13 protein-coding genes are annotated in these 15,269 nt (G+C 63.7%); 1 reads left to right on the top strand and 12 read right to left on the bottom strand.

The genetic code is table 11. The features are described 5' to 3' along the window. Window positions 1–19: 19 nt before the first annotated feature. The 9 genes from M2432_RS05815 to M2432_RS05775 all read right to left on the bottom strand — a co-directional run bounded on the left by M2432_RS05815 (window position 20) and on the right by M2432_RS05775 (window position 10,670). The gene (locus tag M2432_RS05815) at window positions 20–1,063 is read right to left on the bottom strand and encodes a zinc-binding dehydrogenase (protein ID WP_280825826.1); all 1,044 of its coding nucleotides are present in this window, start codon (window positions 1,061–1,063) and stop codon (window positions 20–22) included. A 21-nt stretch (window positions 1,064–1,084) separates the two neighbouring features. Continuing rightward, window positions 1,085–2,698 carry an ABC transporter ATP-binding protein gene (locus tag M2432_RS05810; protein WP_280825825.1) on the bottom strand — a complete coding sequence of 538 codons (1,614 nt, stop codon included), beginning with the start codon at window positions 2,696–2,698 and terminating at the stop codon, window positions 1,085–1,087. Then, window positions 2,695–3,564, bottom strand: a complete 870-nt coding sequence (locus M2432_RS05805) for an ABC transporter permease (RefSeq protein ID WP_280825824.1) — start codon at window positions 3,562–3,564, stop codon at window positions 2,695–2,697. The genes M2432_RS05810 and M2432_RS05805 overlap by 4 nt, the downstream gene beginning before the upstream one ends. Beyond that, entirely contained in the window at window positions 3,561–4,511 is a 951-nt protein-coding gene (locus M2432_RS05800) for an ABC transporter permease (RefSeq protein WP_280825823.1), read from the bottom strand. Before M2432_RS05800 ends, M2432_RS05805 begins: the two co-directional genes overlap by 4 nt. Next, window positions 4,508–6,034 carry an ABC transporter substrate-binding protein gene (locus tag M2432_RS05795; RefSeq protein WP_280825822.1) on the bottom strand — a complete coding sequence of 509 codons (1,527 nt, stop codon included), beginning with the start codon at window positions 6,032–6,034 and terminating at the stop codon, window positions 4,508–4,510. Before M2432_RS05795 ends, M2432_RS05800 begins: the two co-directional genes overlap by 4 nt. A gap of 152 nt (window positions 6,035–6,186) precedes the next feature. Then, on the bottom strand, window positions 6,187–6,858 hold the full coding sequence (locus M2432_RS05790) for a GAP family protein (protein ID WP_280825821.1): 672 nt from the start codon (window positions 6,856–6,858) through the stop codon (window positions 6,187–6,189). Between the two features lie 230 nt (window positions 6,859–7,088). Then, window positions 7,089–8,396 carry a hypothetical protein gene (locus M2432_RS05785; RefSeq protein ID WP_280825820.1) on the bottom strand — a complete coding sequence of 436 codons (1,308 nt, stop codon included), beginning with the start codon at window positions 8,394–8,396 and terminating at the stop codon, window positions 7,089–7,091. A 154-nt stretch (window positions 8,397–8,550) separates the two neighbouring features. Next, on the bottom strand, window positions 8,551–9,585 hold the full coding sequence (gene ligD / locus M2432_RS05780; protein WP_280825819.1) for a non-homologous end-joining DNA ligase: 1,035 nt from the start codon (window positions 9,583–9,585) through the stop codon (window positions 8,551–8,553). Beyond that, window positions 9,585–10,670 (bottom strand): ATP-dependent DNA ligase, encoded by a 1,086-nt coding sequence (locus M2432_RS05775; RefSeq protein ID WP_280825818.1) that lies wholly within the window; start codon window positions 10,668–10,670, stop codon window positions 9,585–9,587. Before M2432_RS05775 ends, ligD begins: the two co-directional genes overlap by 1 nt. Before the next feature lie 286 nt (window positions 10,671–10,956). Here M2432_RS05775 and gluQRS point away from each other — a divergent pair, with 286 nt between their 5' ends. Next, complete coding sequence (gene gluQRS / locus M2432_RS05770; RefSeq protein WP_280825817.1) at window positions 10,957–11,829, top strand: tRNA glutamyl-Q(34) synthetase GluQRS; 873 nt, start codon at window positions 10,957–10,959, stop codon at window positions 11,827–11,829. 17 nt (window positions 11,830–11,846) lie between these two features. Here the strand turns inward: gluQRS and M2432_RS05765 are convergent, their stop codons facing one another. Genes M2432_RS05765 through tgt form a run of 3 tightly spaced genes read right to left on the bottom strand, consistent with a single transcriptional unit; the run spans window position 11,847 to window position 15,235 of the window. After that, window positions 11,847–12,686, bottom strand: coding sequence for an SDR family NAD(P)-dependent oxidoreductase (locus tag M2432_RS05765; protein ID WP_280825816.1), 840 nt, complete (start codon window positions 12,684–12,686; stop codon window positions 11,847–11,849). 38 nt (window positions 12,687–12,724) lie between these two features. Next, the gene (locus M2432_RS05760; protein ID WP_280825815.1) at window positions 12,725–13,957 is read right to left on the bottom strand and encodes a cytochrome P450; all 1,233 of its coding nucleotides are present in this window, start codon (window positions 13,955–13,957) and stop codon (window positions 12,725–12,727) included. Between the two features lie 42 nt (window positions 13,958–13,999). Next, complete coding sequence (tgt, locus tag M2432_RS05755; protein ID WP_280825814.1) at window positions 14,000–15,235, bottom strand: tRNA guanosine(34) transglycosylase Tgt; 1,236 nt, start codon at window positions 15,233–15,235, stop codon at window positions 14,000–14,002. Window positions 15,236–15,269: the final 34 nt, after the last annotated feature.

The following is a 15,269-nucleotide window of genomic DNA, read 5'->3' as shown; positions in this document are numbered from 1 at the left end:
CCCTGATCGACCCCGACTGTCAAGGCCGACGCGGGTCGATCAGCGTCACGCCGACCGGGCTGGCCGTACCGAAATCCGGCAGCAGGCGGGCCCCCTCGGCCAGACCGACCACCCGCTCGACCAACGTCTGCGGACGCAACCCGCCCGCCGCGACCATCCGCAGCATCTCGGGATAGTCGACGCTGGCCATCCCGTGTGAGCCCAAAACATCCAATTCCCAAGCGATTACCCGATCCATCGGGACCTGGGGATGCCCGTCGACATTCGGCAGCAGCCCCACCTGCACGTGGCGTCCCCGGCGCCGCAGGCTGTGGATAGCGTCGGCACAGGTGCCGGGCGTACCCACTGCGTCGACGGCGACGTGACTGCCACCACCGGTGATCTCGTGCACTGCGGCTGCAACATCGGTGCCATCGGCCAGCACTGTCGCAGTAGCCCCCAGGCTGCGGGCCAACTCCAATGCAGCCGGGGTACGGTCGACAGCGATGACGTTGGCGCCGGCGGCAACCGCCACTTGCACCGCGCTCAGACCTACCCCGCCGGCGCCGACCACAGTGACCCACTCGCCGCTCTGCACACCGGCTCGAGCCCGCAGTGCTCGGTAGGCAGTCGCGAATCGGCAGCCCAGCGCTGCCGCTGCCGCGTCTTCGATGTCCTCTGGCACCGCGACCAAGTTGGTGTCTGCCGCATGCAATGCCACGTATTCGGCGAACGATCCCCAGTGGGTAAATCCCGGTTGGGTCTGATCGGGGCACACCTGCGCCTGACCAGCCACACACCATTCACATGTGCCGCAACCACATACGAATGGCGTGGTGACCCGATCGCCGACAGCCCACCGCTGCACATCGGGACCCGCCGCGACCACCACACCCACCAGTTCGTGACCCGGGACGTGAGGCAGTCGGACGCCGTCGTCGTGCCCTGCCCACGCATGCCAGTCGCTGCGGCACAACCCGGTCGCATGCACCTGCATCACCACACCACCAGCCGACGGTGCTGGGTCGGCGACCGAACGAACCTCTACCGGTCCACCGAATTCCTCGAAGATGACCGCACGCATCACCCCATCGTCCCGCCCGCGTCACGGAGCGCGGCGCGCACCCCCGCGCGCCGGCCACGCCGGTGGCACCGCCGCCAGCAACGCGCGGGTGTACTCGTGCTCAGGTGACGCGAACAGCTCAGCGGCAGAACGGTATTCGACGGCTGTACCGGTCCGCAGCACCAGCACATCATGGCTCATCTGCTCGATCACGGCCAGGTCGTGACCGATGAACAGATAGGTAAGTCCCAGATCGCGCTGCAGCTGCGTCAACAGGTCCAGCACCTTTGCCTGTACCGAGACATCCAGAGCGGCGGTGGCTTCGTCGAGGATCAGCAATTCCGGCTGCAGGGCCAGCGCGCGGGCGATGCTCACCCTTTGCCGCTGTCCGCCGGACAGTTCATGCGGATACCGCGACGCATAGCTCGCCGGCAGCCCGACGGAGTCCAGCAGTTCATCAACACGTCCTCGCTGGTCTGCGGTCAGCCGGTGCACATTCAGTGGCTCAGCAATCGAAACCCCCACCGGCATACGCGGATTCAGTGACGCGAACGGGTCCTGGAAGACCAGGCCGATCCGTCGTCGAACGGCCTTGCTCTGCGCACCCCGAACCCCGAGCACGTCGGTGCCACTCAGCAGCGCTCGACCGCTGTCCGGCTTTATCAGGCCGGTGAGTGAAGCCGCGACCGTGGACTTGCCGGAACCGGATTCGCCGACCAGTCCGAGCGTGGTGCCCCGCCGGATCTGAAATGACAGATCCTTGACAGCATGCAAAACTGACCGGCCCGCCGGCGTAATAATAGGAAACTGGACGTCGAGTCCATGGACCTCCAAGAGCACTTCGGAATCAGCGCCCTCGGTAATCTGCGGACCGCGCCCCAAAATTGGTCTGGCATCCAGTAATTCGCGAGTATATGGCTGGGTTGGCGCATCGAAGATCGTCTCGACCGGTGCCTGCTCCACGGTCTGTCCGTCGCGCAGCACCGTGACCGTATCCGCGACCTCCCCGATCACCCCGAGGTCGTGACTGATCCACACCACTGCGGTACCGAACTCGCGCTGCAGATCCCGCACCAGCGCGATGATCTGCGCCTGGGTCGTGACGTCCAACGCGGTGGTGGGCTCATCGGCGATCAGCAGTTCGGGGTCGCAGGCGAGCGCGATCGCCACCATCACCCGTTGGCGTTGACCACCGGAGAGTTGGTGCGGATAGCTGCGCAACCTGTTCTGTGGGTCGGGCAGGCCTACCGCTTCCAACAATTCCAGTGCCCGGGCATGGGCCTGCCTCCGGGTCTGATGTTTGTGCACCTGAAGCGATTCGGTGATCTGCCGCTCGATGGTCAGCAGCGGGTTGAGCGAGGTCCCCGGGTCCTGGAACACGAACCCGATCCGCGAGCCGTGTACGCGGCGCAGTGTCCGCGCTGATGCGCCGACGAGTTCCTGACGTCCGGCAAGCACACTCGAACCGCTGACCTTCGCCCCGGGCGCGTCAAGCAGGCCGGTTGCCGCAAGCACCGTCATCGACTTGCCCGAGCCCGATTCGCCGACGATGCCGATAGTCTGCTCGCGCTCGACCGACATCGACACCCCGCGGACGATCTCCCGTCGTCCGATGTGCACGGCCAATTCACTGACGCACAGCACCTTGTTGCTCACCGGCTTCTCCGCGCTTCGATCATGGTGCGCTGCTTGGGATCCAAAACGTCACGCAGCCCGTCACCAAATAGATTGAACGCCAGCACGATGACGAATATGGCGGCGCCGGGGAACACCGCCATCCACCACGCCAAGGTGACAAAGCCTTGCGAGTCGAAGATCATCCGGCCGAGCGAGGGCTGCGGCGGCTGAATGCCCAGGCCGAGGAAGGACAGCGCCGCCTCGGACAAGATGGCGAACGCCAATGACAACGACGTCTGCACGATCAACGGCCCGCTGATGTTGGGCAGGATGTGCCGGGTCAGGATGTACGCCGCTCCGGTACCCATAGTGTGCGACACGGCGACATACGGCTCCACCCGTACCGACAGCGTGCTGGCTCGCGCCACCCGCGCGAAGATCGGGGTGTAGACCGTGCCGATCGCCAGAATCGTTGTGGTGAGCCCTGGCCCGAGGACGGCGACGATCGCCAACGCCAACAACAGCACCGGAAAGGCGAACATCACGTCGACGATGCGCATGACCACGGTGTCCAGCCAGCCGCCGCGATAACCGGCTATCACGCCCAGCGTGACACCGACAATCGCCGCGAACGCGACACTGGCCACCGCCACCTTCATCGACGCCTGGACGGCGACCAGGACCCGGGACAGCACATCACGGCCCAGCTCGTCGGTACCGAACCAATGCGTGCCGCTGGGTGTACGTAACGCCTGCGGCACGTTCACCTCGTTGATGCCGTACGGCGCCAGCCATCCAGCGGTAAGCGCAGCCACCACGACGGCGACCAGGATCAGCGCGCTGATGACCGTGACCGGATTGGCCACCAGCAGGCGCCAGGCCCTGACTCTCGTATCACCGCTCATGACAACCGAATCCGTGGATCGACCATCGCATACAGCACATCGACCACAAGGTTGACTGCCAGGAACAGCACGGCGATCAACAGGACCGCCCCCTGGATCACCGGGTAATCGCGAGCCGCCACCGCGTTGTAGACCAGTCGGCCAAGACCCGGCCACGCGAACACCACCTCGACCACAATGACACCGCCGAGAATGGTTGCCAGCTGAATACCGGTCACCGTGAGGATCGGGACGAGTGCATTACGGACGATATGCCGCAACGTAACCACCAGCGGGATAAGACCTTTCGAGCGTGCAGTCCGGACATAGCCCATCGCTGCCACCTCCAGTACGGCCGACCTGATGTAGCGAGTCATGATCGCCGCGGCGACCAGACCGACCGTCAACCCTGGCAGGATCACGTGGCGTAACCAGCCGCCGGGGTCACCGAACAGCGGCCGATAGCCCGACGTCGGTAGCCAACCCAACGTCGTCGAGAACAATGAGATCAGCAGGATGCCCATCCAGAAATCGGGGATCGACACACCGAATTGACTTGTGACACGGACGATCGCATCGCTCAATCTGCCTTCACGTATTGCCGAAAAGATCCCAGCAGGTAGCGCGATCGCCAAGGCGAGCACGATGCCGAAAACGGCCAGTGACATCGTGGCCGGTAACCGGTCGGCCAGTACTTGCGCCACCGGGTCACCGTTGCGGAAGCTGACACCCAAGTTCCCGGTCACGGCATGGCCTAGATAACTGACGAACTGGGAGAGCAACGGCCGGTCCAACCCGCTGGCCTGGCGCAGGGCGTCGTACGCCTGCGGGGTGTAGCGGGTTCCCAGGGCGATCCGAACAGGGTCGCCCGGCACCAGATGCACCAGCGCGAACACCAGGATCAGGACACCGATCAGAACCACCAGTGAATAGGCCAGTCGGCGCGCGAGAAACCGCAGGACGCTCATCGGTTACCGCCACCATTGCTCAGGACAGCGGTACGGAACCGGACTGCCTTGTCGCGCCGCGGCGAATATCCGCTGAGATTCGGCGACCACGCCTGGACCACCGCCGGGTTGTACAGGTAGATGTAGCTGACCTCGTCGGCGATGAACGTGGCTGCTTGGTCGTAATCCTGTTTGCGCAGTAGTGGATTAGCCTCGCTACGACCCGCGTCCAGCATGCTGTCCACTCGTGGATCGGAGAACTTCTGAGCATTACTGGAGCCGCCTGTGTGGTGCTGGGCGTAGTAGAAATCGTCGGGGTCGATATTGCCCAGCCAGCCCATCATCAGCATGTCGAAGTGACCACTGTTCTGTTCGTCGAGCCAGGTGGCGAAGTCGACGGTGCGGATCTTGACGGTAATACCAAGCGGTGCAAGGTCACTGGCGATCACCTGGGCAGCGGTCACGGTCTGCGGATAGTCACTGGTGACCAGCAGGTCCATCTGCTTCGGACTCGCACCCGCCTGCGCGAGCAGTTGTTTGGCCTTCTCGATGTCGTGGCTGTACCGGTTGTACGGCGTGTACCAGAGATTTCCCGGTGGGATCGCCAGTTGATTGGCTTGCGCCGTACCGTAACTGGTGGCCTGCACGATCGAGGCGCGGTCCACGGCGTAGGCGATGGCTTGCCGCACGCGCACGTCATCCCACGGTGCGCGCGCCTCGTTGAGGGCCAGGTACCAGTAGTCGTTGCTCGGCGTGACGGCCAGGTGAATGGAATCGTCATCGCGCAGCTGCATAAGGCGTTGAGCGGGAATGGCATCAGTCCAATCGATTTCACCTGCCTGCAACGCGGCCAGCGCTGTCGACGGCTCTGTGATGAACCGGAAGGTCACGCCTGGAACCTTCGGGGCGGCGCCCCAGTACCGTGGATTGGCGCGCAACGTGATCGAGTCACCGCTGTGCTGACCGACGAAGGCGAACGGCCCGGTACCGATCGGATGGGTGGCGATCTGGCCGTCCTCGACGTTGTGGCGCTGCACAATTGCCATACCTTTGAACCCGCCGAGGTTGGTCAGCAGATTCGGCGTGGCGTGCGCGACGGTGATCTGCACAGTGTTGTCGTCGACGGCGGTAACGCCGGTGACGGCGCTGAGTTTGTCGGCATTGGCCAGCTTGCCGTCGATGATCCGGCGGTAGGAGTAGACCACGTCAGCAGCGGTCAACGGACTGCCGTCGTGGAATGTCACCCCTGGACGCAGGTGAAAGGTCCAGGTCAGTTCATCCGGTGCAGTCTCCCACCACTGGGCCAGCGCAGGTCGCATGACGAGTTCGGCGTCGGGTTCCACGAGCGTGTCAAACACGTTCTCCAGCACTTCGAATGAGAAGTAGGCACTAGTCTTTTGTGGGTCCAGTTGGTCGGGCTCCCCGGAGATCCCAGCAATTAGGTTGCCCGCACTCTGGCCCAGGTCGACCCGCTGTGCGGGCGCACAGGACACCGCCGCGAGCATGGCGACTACGGCGGCTGTCACGGCCGCAATCAGTCGCATGTCCATCTCTTCCCGGCAGGGGCCGGCATCGGGAGTAGCCGGCGCGCTGTCTTCTACCCTGTACCCGCGCGGATACGCGTCTACACCCGGGGTCGATATAGCCAGCTCAGAGGTGTTTTCGGCTGACACGGGGGAACGACAGCCGACCGGGGCTACAAGGCGTGAATTCCGTTGTAGAGCACCATCAAACCGATAACGACCAAGATGACCGCCATCAACGCGGCACTGTTCGTCTCCATCCAGTCTTTGAGCCGGCTCATCGCACTGTCGAGGCGGTGACCGGCGATCGCATAGGCCAAAATCGGGGCGGCGACCGACGAGGCCGCCAGTACCACGAAGAACGCCGCTGCCAACCAGGCGTCCGGGGCGTCCAGCCCGCTCGCGCCGATTGCCAAACCGGCTGGAATGCAGATGAATAGGACATCGGGGCGCACCACCACCAGCGCCGCCGCGGTGATAGCCGCACGCGATGGGGTGATGGTCGTGAATGTCCGCATCCACTTCGGCGACTCGGTGTCGTTATGCCGGGTCAGCCACCGGTAGATACCGAACACGATGAGCGCCGCCCCTAGCGCAACGCGTAACCAGGACGCCCACTCGGGTGGTGATTTGTCCAGTCCGCCGAGCGGTCCAGAGGCCGCGACACACACTGCCGTCAGAACAACCAGGCCCAGCACCCAGCCGGCGAGGAACGCAAGTCCGGTCGGTCGGGGCCGCGGCGCATGGAGAACGAGCACGGCCGGAACCACCGTGATCGGCGAGAGTGCAACAACCAGTCCCAGCGGGATGAGCCCAGTCAGGACCGAACCCCAACTTGTTGTCATGGGGGCAATCTACATTTCGGATTGTCGAGCGGGGAACCAACTTGCGGCCAAATGATGCCCCACTGAATCCAGCGTTGAAGTGGCCGAAAGACCTGCCCGAACAAATCGGGTCTGGAGTCGTCATCTTTCGTTGACCGTCAACGAAAGATGACGACTCCAAATCATAAGTGCCACAACGCAGGACGACCGAGTCGTCGACGGATCACCCTGCAGTTGCCGCGACCGTCGGCTTAGCTGCCGTTGTGCTTGGCTGCCGAGGCTCCCGCGCCGCCGGTGGCCTTGGCGGCCGGCTTACGGAGCTTCGATGCGGCGGCGTTCCCACTCTTGGCGGGCTTCGTCGACGAGCCTGTCGCGGTCGACGTGCCGGCCGGCGCGGCGGCTGCGCTGGTCGACTTTGTCTTGGCTTCCGAGCCCGTCGTGGTTGTGCTTGAGGTTGTGGTTGTGGTGCCAGCTATCGCGCTGGACGTACTCGCGGCAGCCGTCGTGGTGGTGGCCTCCTTCGTGGACGGGTTAGACGGGTTAGCAGCAGTGGCCGGGGCCGGCGTCGTGCCGGCGGTTGTGGTCGTACCGGCGGTTGTGGACGTACCGGCGGTTGTGGAAGTACCGGTAGGACTGGTCGCCGTCGCCGCTGTGCTGGTTTGCGCGGTCGGCGTGAGAGCCAAAGTCAGCGCCTTGGCGGCCACAGACGGCAACGTAGTCGCCGTCTTGGTCGCTGCGGTACTTGTTGCCGAGGGAGCCAACTCCGCGGCGATGGTGTCGCGGATGGACAGCAGTTGTGCGATGGCGCCGGTGGGCCCGAGGATACCGACGTTGCCGTCAGGGGTCCCGTTGAGCAGAGCCCCGGTGATGGTGGCCGGGGCGTTGATGAGTGTGCTCAGCGCCGTGGTCGTATCGCCGGCTTTGACCGCGTCCACGAATGTCTGGCCGGTAGTGCCCATGACTGTCACCACGGTGTACAGCGGCGAAAGGACACTCAGGCCGGCCAGCAGTACGTCAGTGGGCAGACCTTTGACGACGTTGGCGACATTCTGTGCCATCTGGCCGGGGATGGTCAGGACCGATTGCAATGGCGTAACCGCGACGAACGCGGTGAACAGGAACGCCTGCCACAAGCTCTGAGTGCCGTCGTTGATCTGTCCGGCGGCGAATTGGCTTGCGGCCTGCTGCAGCAAGGCGGGTGTGCCGAACGGGTTGGTTGGGTCGAACTGGCTGGCGATCCCCTGTCCCAGCTCCTGCAGAGCGCCGACAGTGGTTGTTGCGTAGCCGGCCTGGTTGGCGACGATCTGCGTCAAGATGGGTGCCGGATCGGCCAGCACCTGCTGACCAAGTTCACCCAAGTTGGTGAATGCCGCGGTGGCGACGTCGACCCAGGCCTGGATCGGATTGGCGAAGGCCGTCAGGTTCGTCGCCACCGACGAACTACGGATGGATGGAACCGGGACATCGTGTAGCGCAGGTGTGATCGGAGTGAGCGCAATAGCTCCCGCTCCCGCCAACGCAACCCCGGTAGTGAGATAAGACCGAACAGCGATGTACAAGGCAACCCCTTAGCTAGATTTACCAACGCTTCGGAAGTTACCTGGCAGTAAGTTGGAGTATCATAGGAATGAAAATATATTTATATTGTTGAAAATATATTCATGGAGCAATCCCGCCGGCGTTGCGCGACATACGGATTGAGCACGGCGGGATTCAGTCCTGCGTATTTTTCTTCCGATCGGTGTCTCGGCTCGGTTGCACCCGCTTGGGTTCGCCCGGCATCTTCGGATAGTTCGGTGGGTAGGGCAGGTCACCCAATCCCCGGTCCTCGTCGGTCTGCACCATCGTCAGCAGCGGCTCCAGGGAATGCGCCACCGAGTCGATCTCTGCCCACGAATCACCTCGCTGCGCAAGCAAATCCGGCACGGTGGCCATGGTGTAGTCGTCGGGATCGGCGTCCGCGAGTTCGTCCCAGGTCAGCGGAGTCGACACGGTGGCGATCGGCGTTTTGCGTACCGAATACGCCGATGCGAAGGTGCGGTCCCGGGCGTTCTGGTTGTAGTCGATGAACATCCGTGCGCCCCGCTCCTCCTTCCACCACGACGTGGTGACGGCATCCGGTGCCCTGCGTTCCACTTCACGCGCCAGCGCGATACCTGCGCGCCGCACTGCGATGAAATCCCACTCCGGCTTGATACGGATGAACACGTGTACACCGCGGCCGCCTGAGGTCTTGGGGAAACCCGTGATGCCGAGTTCGTCGAGTACCGGTTTGAGCACCTGCGTAGCGATCTCGCGAGCCTCTTTGAATCCGGTTCCCGGCTGCGGGTCCAGGTCGATACGCAGTTCGTCGGGGTGCTCAGTGTCGGGGCAGCGCACCTGCCACGGGTGCAGCGTAATGGTGCCCATCTGCGCGGCCCAGATGATCGAGGACGGATGCGTCACCTTGAGCGCGTCGGCCGTGCGGCCCGACGGGAATGTCACCAAGCAGGTCTGCAAATAGTCGGGATGCTTTGCCGGAATTCGCTTTTGGTAGATCTCCTCGCCGTCGATGCCATCCGGAAAGCGCTGCAGATGGGTGGGACGGTCCCGCAGCAGCCGAACCATCGGATCGGCCACTGCCCGGTAGTAGTTCACCAATGTGCGTTTCGTTCCGCCGCTGCCGAGCGCCGGAAAATAGATCTTGTCCGGATTGGTCAGCCGGACCATTACACCATCAACATCGAGTTCCTCTGCGGCACTTGCCATCAACTGTCCTCCTTGGGCGTCTCCAATACGTCAGACAGGTCATAGTTCAACGGCACGTCCAGCTGATCGAAGGTACAGCTGGCCGGGTCCCGGTCGGGCCGCCAACGGCGGAACTTCACAGTGTGTCGGAACCGCTTGCCGTGAACAGTATTCCCTTCCATCTGGTCGTAGGCCACCTCGCACACCATCTCGGGGCGGATCGGCACCCAGGTCTTGTCGGCGGCCGAGTTCCATCTACTCGGCTCACCGTCGCGGGCATCGCCCTCGCGAAGGGGCTCCAGCTCGGCGAGCAGCGCAATCCGGTCTTTGACGCTGAAAGATGCTGCGCCACCGACCATCTGTAGATTGCCATCGCGGTACAGCCCCAGCAGAATCGAGCCGATACCCTCACCACTCTTATGGATGCGGTAGCCGATGGCCACGCAATCGGCATCGCGGGCGTGTTTGACCTTCACCATCTCGCGTTTACCCGGCAGGTACATGCCGTCCAGCCGTTTGGCGACCACGCCGTCCAGCCCGGCGCCCTCGAAAGTAGTCAGCCAGTGCGCGCCCTGCACCGGGTCGTCTGTGGCCCGGGTGACGTGGCACCACTGCTTCTCACGCACCAAGTCCTGCAGTGCGGCGCGCCGCACGCTGAAGGGCTCGTCCATCACGGAGCGGTCGCCGGTGGCCAATGCATCGAATCCGATGAAATGCGCCGGGGTCTGCTCGGCCAGCATCTTGACGCGGGATTCCGCCGGGTGAATGCGCTGGCTCAGTGATTCCCAGTCCAGCCGGATGCGCGCCGGCTCATTGCTCCTCGCGTCCGCGGCGATCTCGCGCGGCACCACCACCTCACCGTCCAAGACGCAGCGCGGGGCGATCTCGTCGCGCAGCGCGGCGAGCAACTCCGGGAAGTAGCGCCCCAACTCCTTGCCGTTGCGGGACTGCAGCACCACCTCGTCGCCGTCCCGGAACACCAGCGCCCGGAAGCCGTCCCATTTCGGCTCGTACGACCACCGCCCCGGTTCATCGGGCACTTTGGTCGCTGCCTTGGCCAGCATCGGATCGATCGGAGGCTGCACGGGTAGGTCCACGCTCCCCATTGTCCAGTCGGTTCAACATTGTTGGTCAGAAACTCTCAGTCCCTTCAAGATCCGCCGACCGCGGCCTAGGCTCATATGCATGACCAGCAATGAAACCGAGCAAGCCACCGGATGCACCAACCCCAACTGCACGTGCGAAGACTGTCAATGCGGCCCGGAGTGCACCTGCGGAACCGACGCCGACTAGCCCACTCCTCTTTTCGCCCAAACGGACATACGGGCCGAAAAGTACCAATAAACCCAGCCAAAACGTCGAACTCGGTACCGGCCGCGCTACATTGCCGTCGTGGCACTGACCCCTGCCGGCCGCTTCGCGCCGAGCCCTTCGGCCGATCTGCACATCGGCAATGTGCGCACCGCGGTACTGGCCTGGCTGTTCGCCCGCTCGACTGACCGGCGGTTTCTGCTACGGGTTGAGGACCTGGACGACCGGACTTTCTCCGATGTGGCCGAGCGCCAATTGGCAGACCTTGCCGCGGTCGGCCTGACCTGGGACGAACCGCCGGAGTACCAGACCGCGCACGAAAGCCGCTATCTCCTGGTGGTCGACGAACTGACCGCTCGCGGCCTCACCTTCGAATGTTATTGCAGCCGAAAGGACATCCTGCAGGCACCGCGGGCACCCCACGCACCTGAGGGGGCCTACCCCGGCACCTGCCGCAACCTCACCGACCACGAGCGCGGAGAGCGACGCGCGAGCAAGCCACCCGCAATCCGGTTGCGGTCGGATACAACTGAGTTCACCGTCACCGACCTGTTGCACGGCCAATACACCGGCGTGGTAGATGATTTCGTGTTGTGCCGCGGCGACGGTGTGCCCGCGTACAACCTGGCCGTGGTGGTAGACGACGCCGCGCAGGGCATCGATCAGGTTGTGCGTGGCGACGACCTGCTCTCGTCGTCGCCCCGTCAGGCGTATCTTGCTGCGCTGCTCGGATATTCGCAACCCATCTATGCGCACGTCCCGCTGGTGCTCAACGCCGACGGCAAGCGACTGGCCAAACGTGATGGTGCGGTGACGGTTTCGGAGATCGGCGCGGAGCGTGCGATGGCGCAGATCGCCGGGTCACTGGGGATGATGGCCGACACACTCGATGAGATGGTGGCTCAGTTCGATCCGACCCGACTTCCACGCGAGCCGTGGATCTTTCGCCCTTAGCCGACCCAGCGGAATGGTCAGACCCGGCGCGGCACGCCGAAGGCCTTGGCCAACAAACCATCTCGCAGCGATGCCGGCAGAATTCCCATCAGAGCGACCTGCGCCTTGGGACCGATCCCGACGATGTACCGAGCCCTGGGCCGACGCGCAGTGAGCGCTTCTTCCACCACCGCAACGACTTTCGCCGGCGCCACCGCGATCTTCTGCGACAGCGGAATCATTTTCTTCATCCCGGCGATGTGTTTGTCATACAGCGCATGGTGGTCCGGTGAGGTTGCGTCCTCCAACTCGGCGACCATGTCGTCGGCCTTACGCCACATGTCGGTGTCGGTCTGCGCAGGCTCGATGACCACCACCGGAATACGCCAGGGCCGCAACTCCATTCGCAGCGCCTCGGCACCGGCCTCCAGGGCAAACTTCGACGCCGAATAAGCACCCAGCATCGGCGTGGACAATTGGCCGTTCACACTCGAAATGAACACCACCCGACCGCAAGACTCCCGCAACTTGGGTAACACCGCAGCCGTGACAGCGAACTGCCCGACCACATTGACGTCGAACTGTTTGCGCCAGTCCGCGGAAGTCAGCGTCTCGACCGGGCCGGCCACCACAATGCCGGCATTGTTCACCACCGCGTCCAACCGCGCCGGCAAGTTCGCGGCCAGCGCCTCGACTTGGCCGGTATCGGTGACGTCAAGGATCACCGCAGAGATGTGCTGCGGATTGAGTGCCACCACATCAGCAGCATCGGCTTCCGTCCGCACCCCGGCGATGACATCCCACCCGGTCAAAGCCAGATGTTCGGCGATTGCACGGCCGATGCCGCGGCCGGCACCGGTGACCAGAACTGAAGGCATACCGCCGAGCGTACTGAACCTCGCGCGACCGTAGCGCCCTAAATCGCCACCGACAACGACGCAAGCCCCCGCAAGGTCAGATTCGGTTTGTAGACCGCCTCACCTGTCAATCGGGCATTCGGGAACCGCTTGGCCAGTGCAGATAGCGCCACCGAAGCCTCCAGTCGGGCCAACGGTGCGCCCAGGCAGAAGTGCGGCCCCTTACCGAATGACAGGTGCTTGATCACCCCACGACCCGGGTCGAACTCGTCGGGCCGTTCGTAGACACTCGGATCACGTTGTGCTGCAGCAAGTAACAACATCATGATGTCGCCCTTGGGCACGTCGACATCACCAACCCGCATGTCCTCCGTGGCCACCCGGCTGGTCAATTGCACCGGCGGATCAAAGCGAAGGGTCTCCTCGACGATGGCCGCTGCGCTGCCCTCATCCTGGCTCAGCGCGGCCCAGAGCCGCGGATTGCGCAGCATGGCCAGCACGGCATTGGAGATCAGGTTGACCGTGGTCTCGTGTCCGGCGATCAGCAGCAGATTGCAGGTCGCCACGATCTCCTCAGAGGTCAGCTGGTCACCGTCCTCTTCAGCCGCGATCAGCGCCGAGATCAGATCTTCGCCCGGGTCGCTGCGCCGTTCCTCGATCAACTTGCGCAGGTAGCCGCGCAGCCAGAGGCCCGATTCCAGCATTGCCTGGGTGTCCCGCATCTCACCGGCGAACGAGATGAACGGGTCCAGACTCTGCGCCAACAGTGCCGACGCCCGACTGAACTGCGGCTCGTCCTCCATCGGCACCCCGAGCAGCCGACAGATCACCCCGACCGGCAGCGGGTAGGCGAGATCAGCCACCACGTCCATGTTGCCCGCGGACTCGATCCCGTCCAACAGTCCGTCGACCATGGCCTCGATGTCGGGCTCGAGAGCCTTGATCACCTTGGGCGCGAAGGCTTTTTGCGCCAACATCCGCAGCCGGGTGTGATCAGGCGGATCGAGAAACAAAAAGCCCGGCTCACCCAGCGGCCGCGGTTGCCGCTGTCCTTCGGCCAGCTGTCGTTGCGCCACAGTGGATTTCAACCGGTCATTGGCCGACAGCGGGCTTCGCAACACCTCATCGCACTCGGTGTAGCCGGAGAACACCACCAGATTGGAGTCCGACAGCACCACCGGTCCGGCTTCCCGGAACTTCGAGTACAGCGGGTATGGATCGATGCGGAACTCAGGATCCATCAGTCCGTGAAGCAATGCCTGCGTGTCCACCACGCCGGATGCGGCAACCATGCGACCCATTGTGCACGCGCACGTAACGTCGCAGGTGGCTACCTATTTGGCCCCGTAATACCGCCCGAGCACGTGCTCTCGCAACTCGTCGAACTCCCCCGCCAAAATGGCGGCACGAATCTGGTCGACCAGCCGAATGATGAACCGCTCGTTATGGATGGTGCCCAGCGTGGACGCCAGAATCTCCTTGGCTTTGAACAGGTGGTGCAGGTAAGCCCGGGTGTAGTTGGCGCAGGTGTAGCAATCGCACTCGGCGTCAATGGGATTGAAGTCGCGCTTGAACCGGGCGTTGGTGACGTTGAACCGCCCGGTAGCCGAATACATGGCAGCATTGCGGGCGACACGCGACGGCGACACGCAGTCGAAAGTGTCAGCGCCGGCCTCGATAGCGGCGAACAGATCGTCAGGTTCGCTGATCCCGAGCAGATGCCGCGGCTTGTTGTCGGGCAATTCATCGGTGACCCAGCCGATGATGGTGGCCAGATTCTGTTTCTCCAGCGCACCGCCTATGCCGTACCCGTCGAAGCCCGCGCCGTCGTCGTCCACCAGGCTCACAAGTCCACGGGTGGCCTCCCGACGCAGATCCTCGTACTGGGCCCCCTGCACCACGCCGAACAACGCCTGGGCGGGCTTGCCGGCGCGCTCGATGGACAGGCGCCGGTGTTCGGCCAGGCACCGCGCGGCCCACCGATGCGTGCGCTCGACCGATCGCTCCTGATAGCCGCGGGTATTGACCAGCGTGGTCAGCTCATCGAACGCGAAGATGATGTCGGCACCCAGCTGGTGCTGAATGCCGATGGATACCTCTGGGGTGAAGCGGTGCTTAGAGCCGTCCAGGTGCGACCGGAAAGTAACGCCGTCCTCGTCGACGTGTGCCAGCCGCTCCTTGCCCTCGGCGATGATGTCGTCGGCCTGCAACCGGGCGGTATCCATCGCCAGTACCTTCTTGAACCCGACACCCAGCGACATCACCTGGAAACCACCGCTGTCGGTGAAGGTCGGACCGGGCCAGTTCATGAACGCGCCCAGCCCGCCCGCCTCGTCCACAACATCGGGCCCGGGCTGCAGATACAGGTGGTACGCATTGGCCAGAACAGCTTGCGCACCAAGTTCTTTCATGGTCTCCGGCAATACGCCCTTGACATTCGCCGCGGTACCGACGGCGATGAATGCCGGGGTCTCGATAGCGCCGTGCGGGGTCTTGATGACCCCCGCCCGGCCCTTCTGCCCCGACAACTGGGCCGTGACCTCATAAAAGTCCGAGGTTGACTCACTCATCGGTGTATTCAATCAACCAACCTGACGACTTCCG

This window comes from Mycobacterium sp. OTB74 (assembly GCF_029892685.1).
In the GTDB taxonomy this organism is placed as follows: Bacteria; Actinomycetota; Actinomycetes; order Mycobacteriales; family Mycobacteriaceae; genus Mycobacterium.
This window is presented reverse-complemented; position numbering and strand designations above follow the sequence as displayed.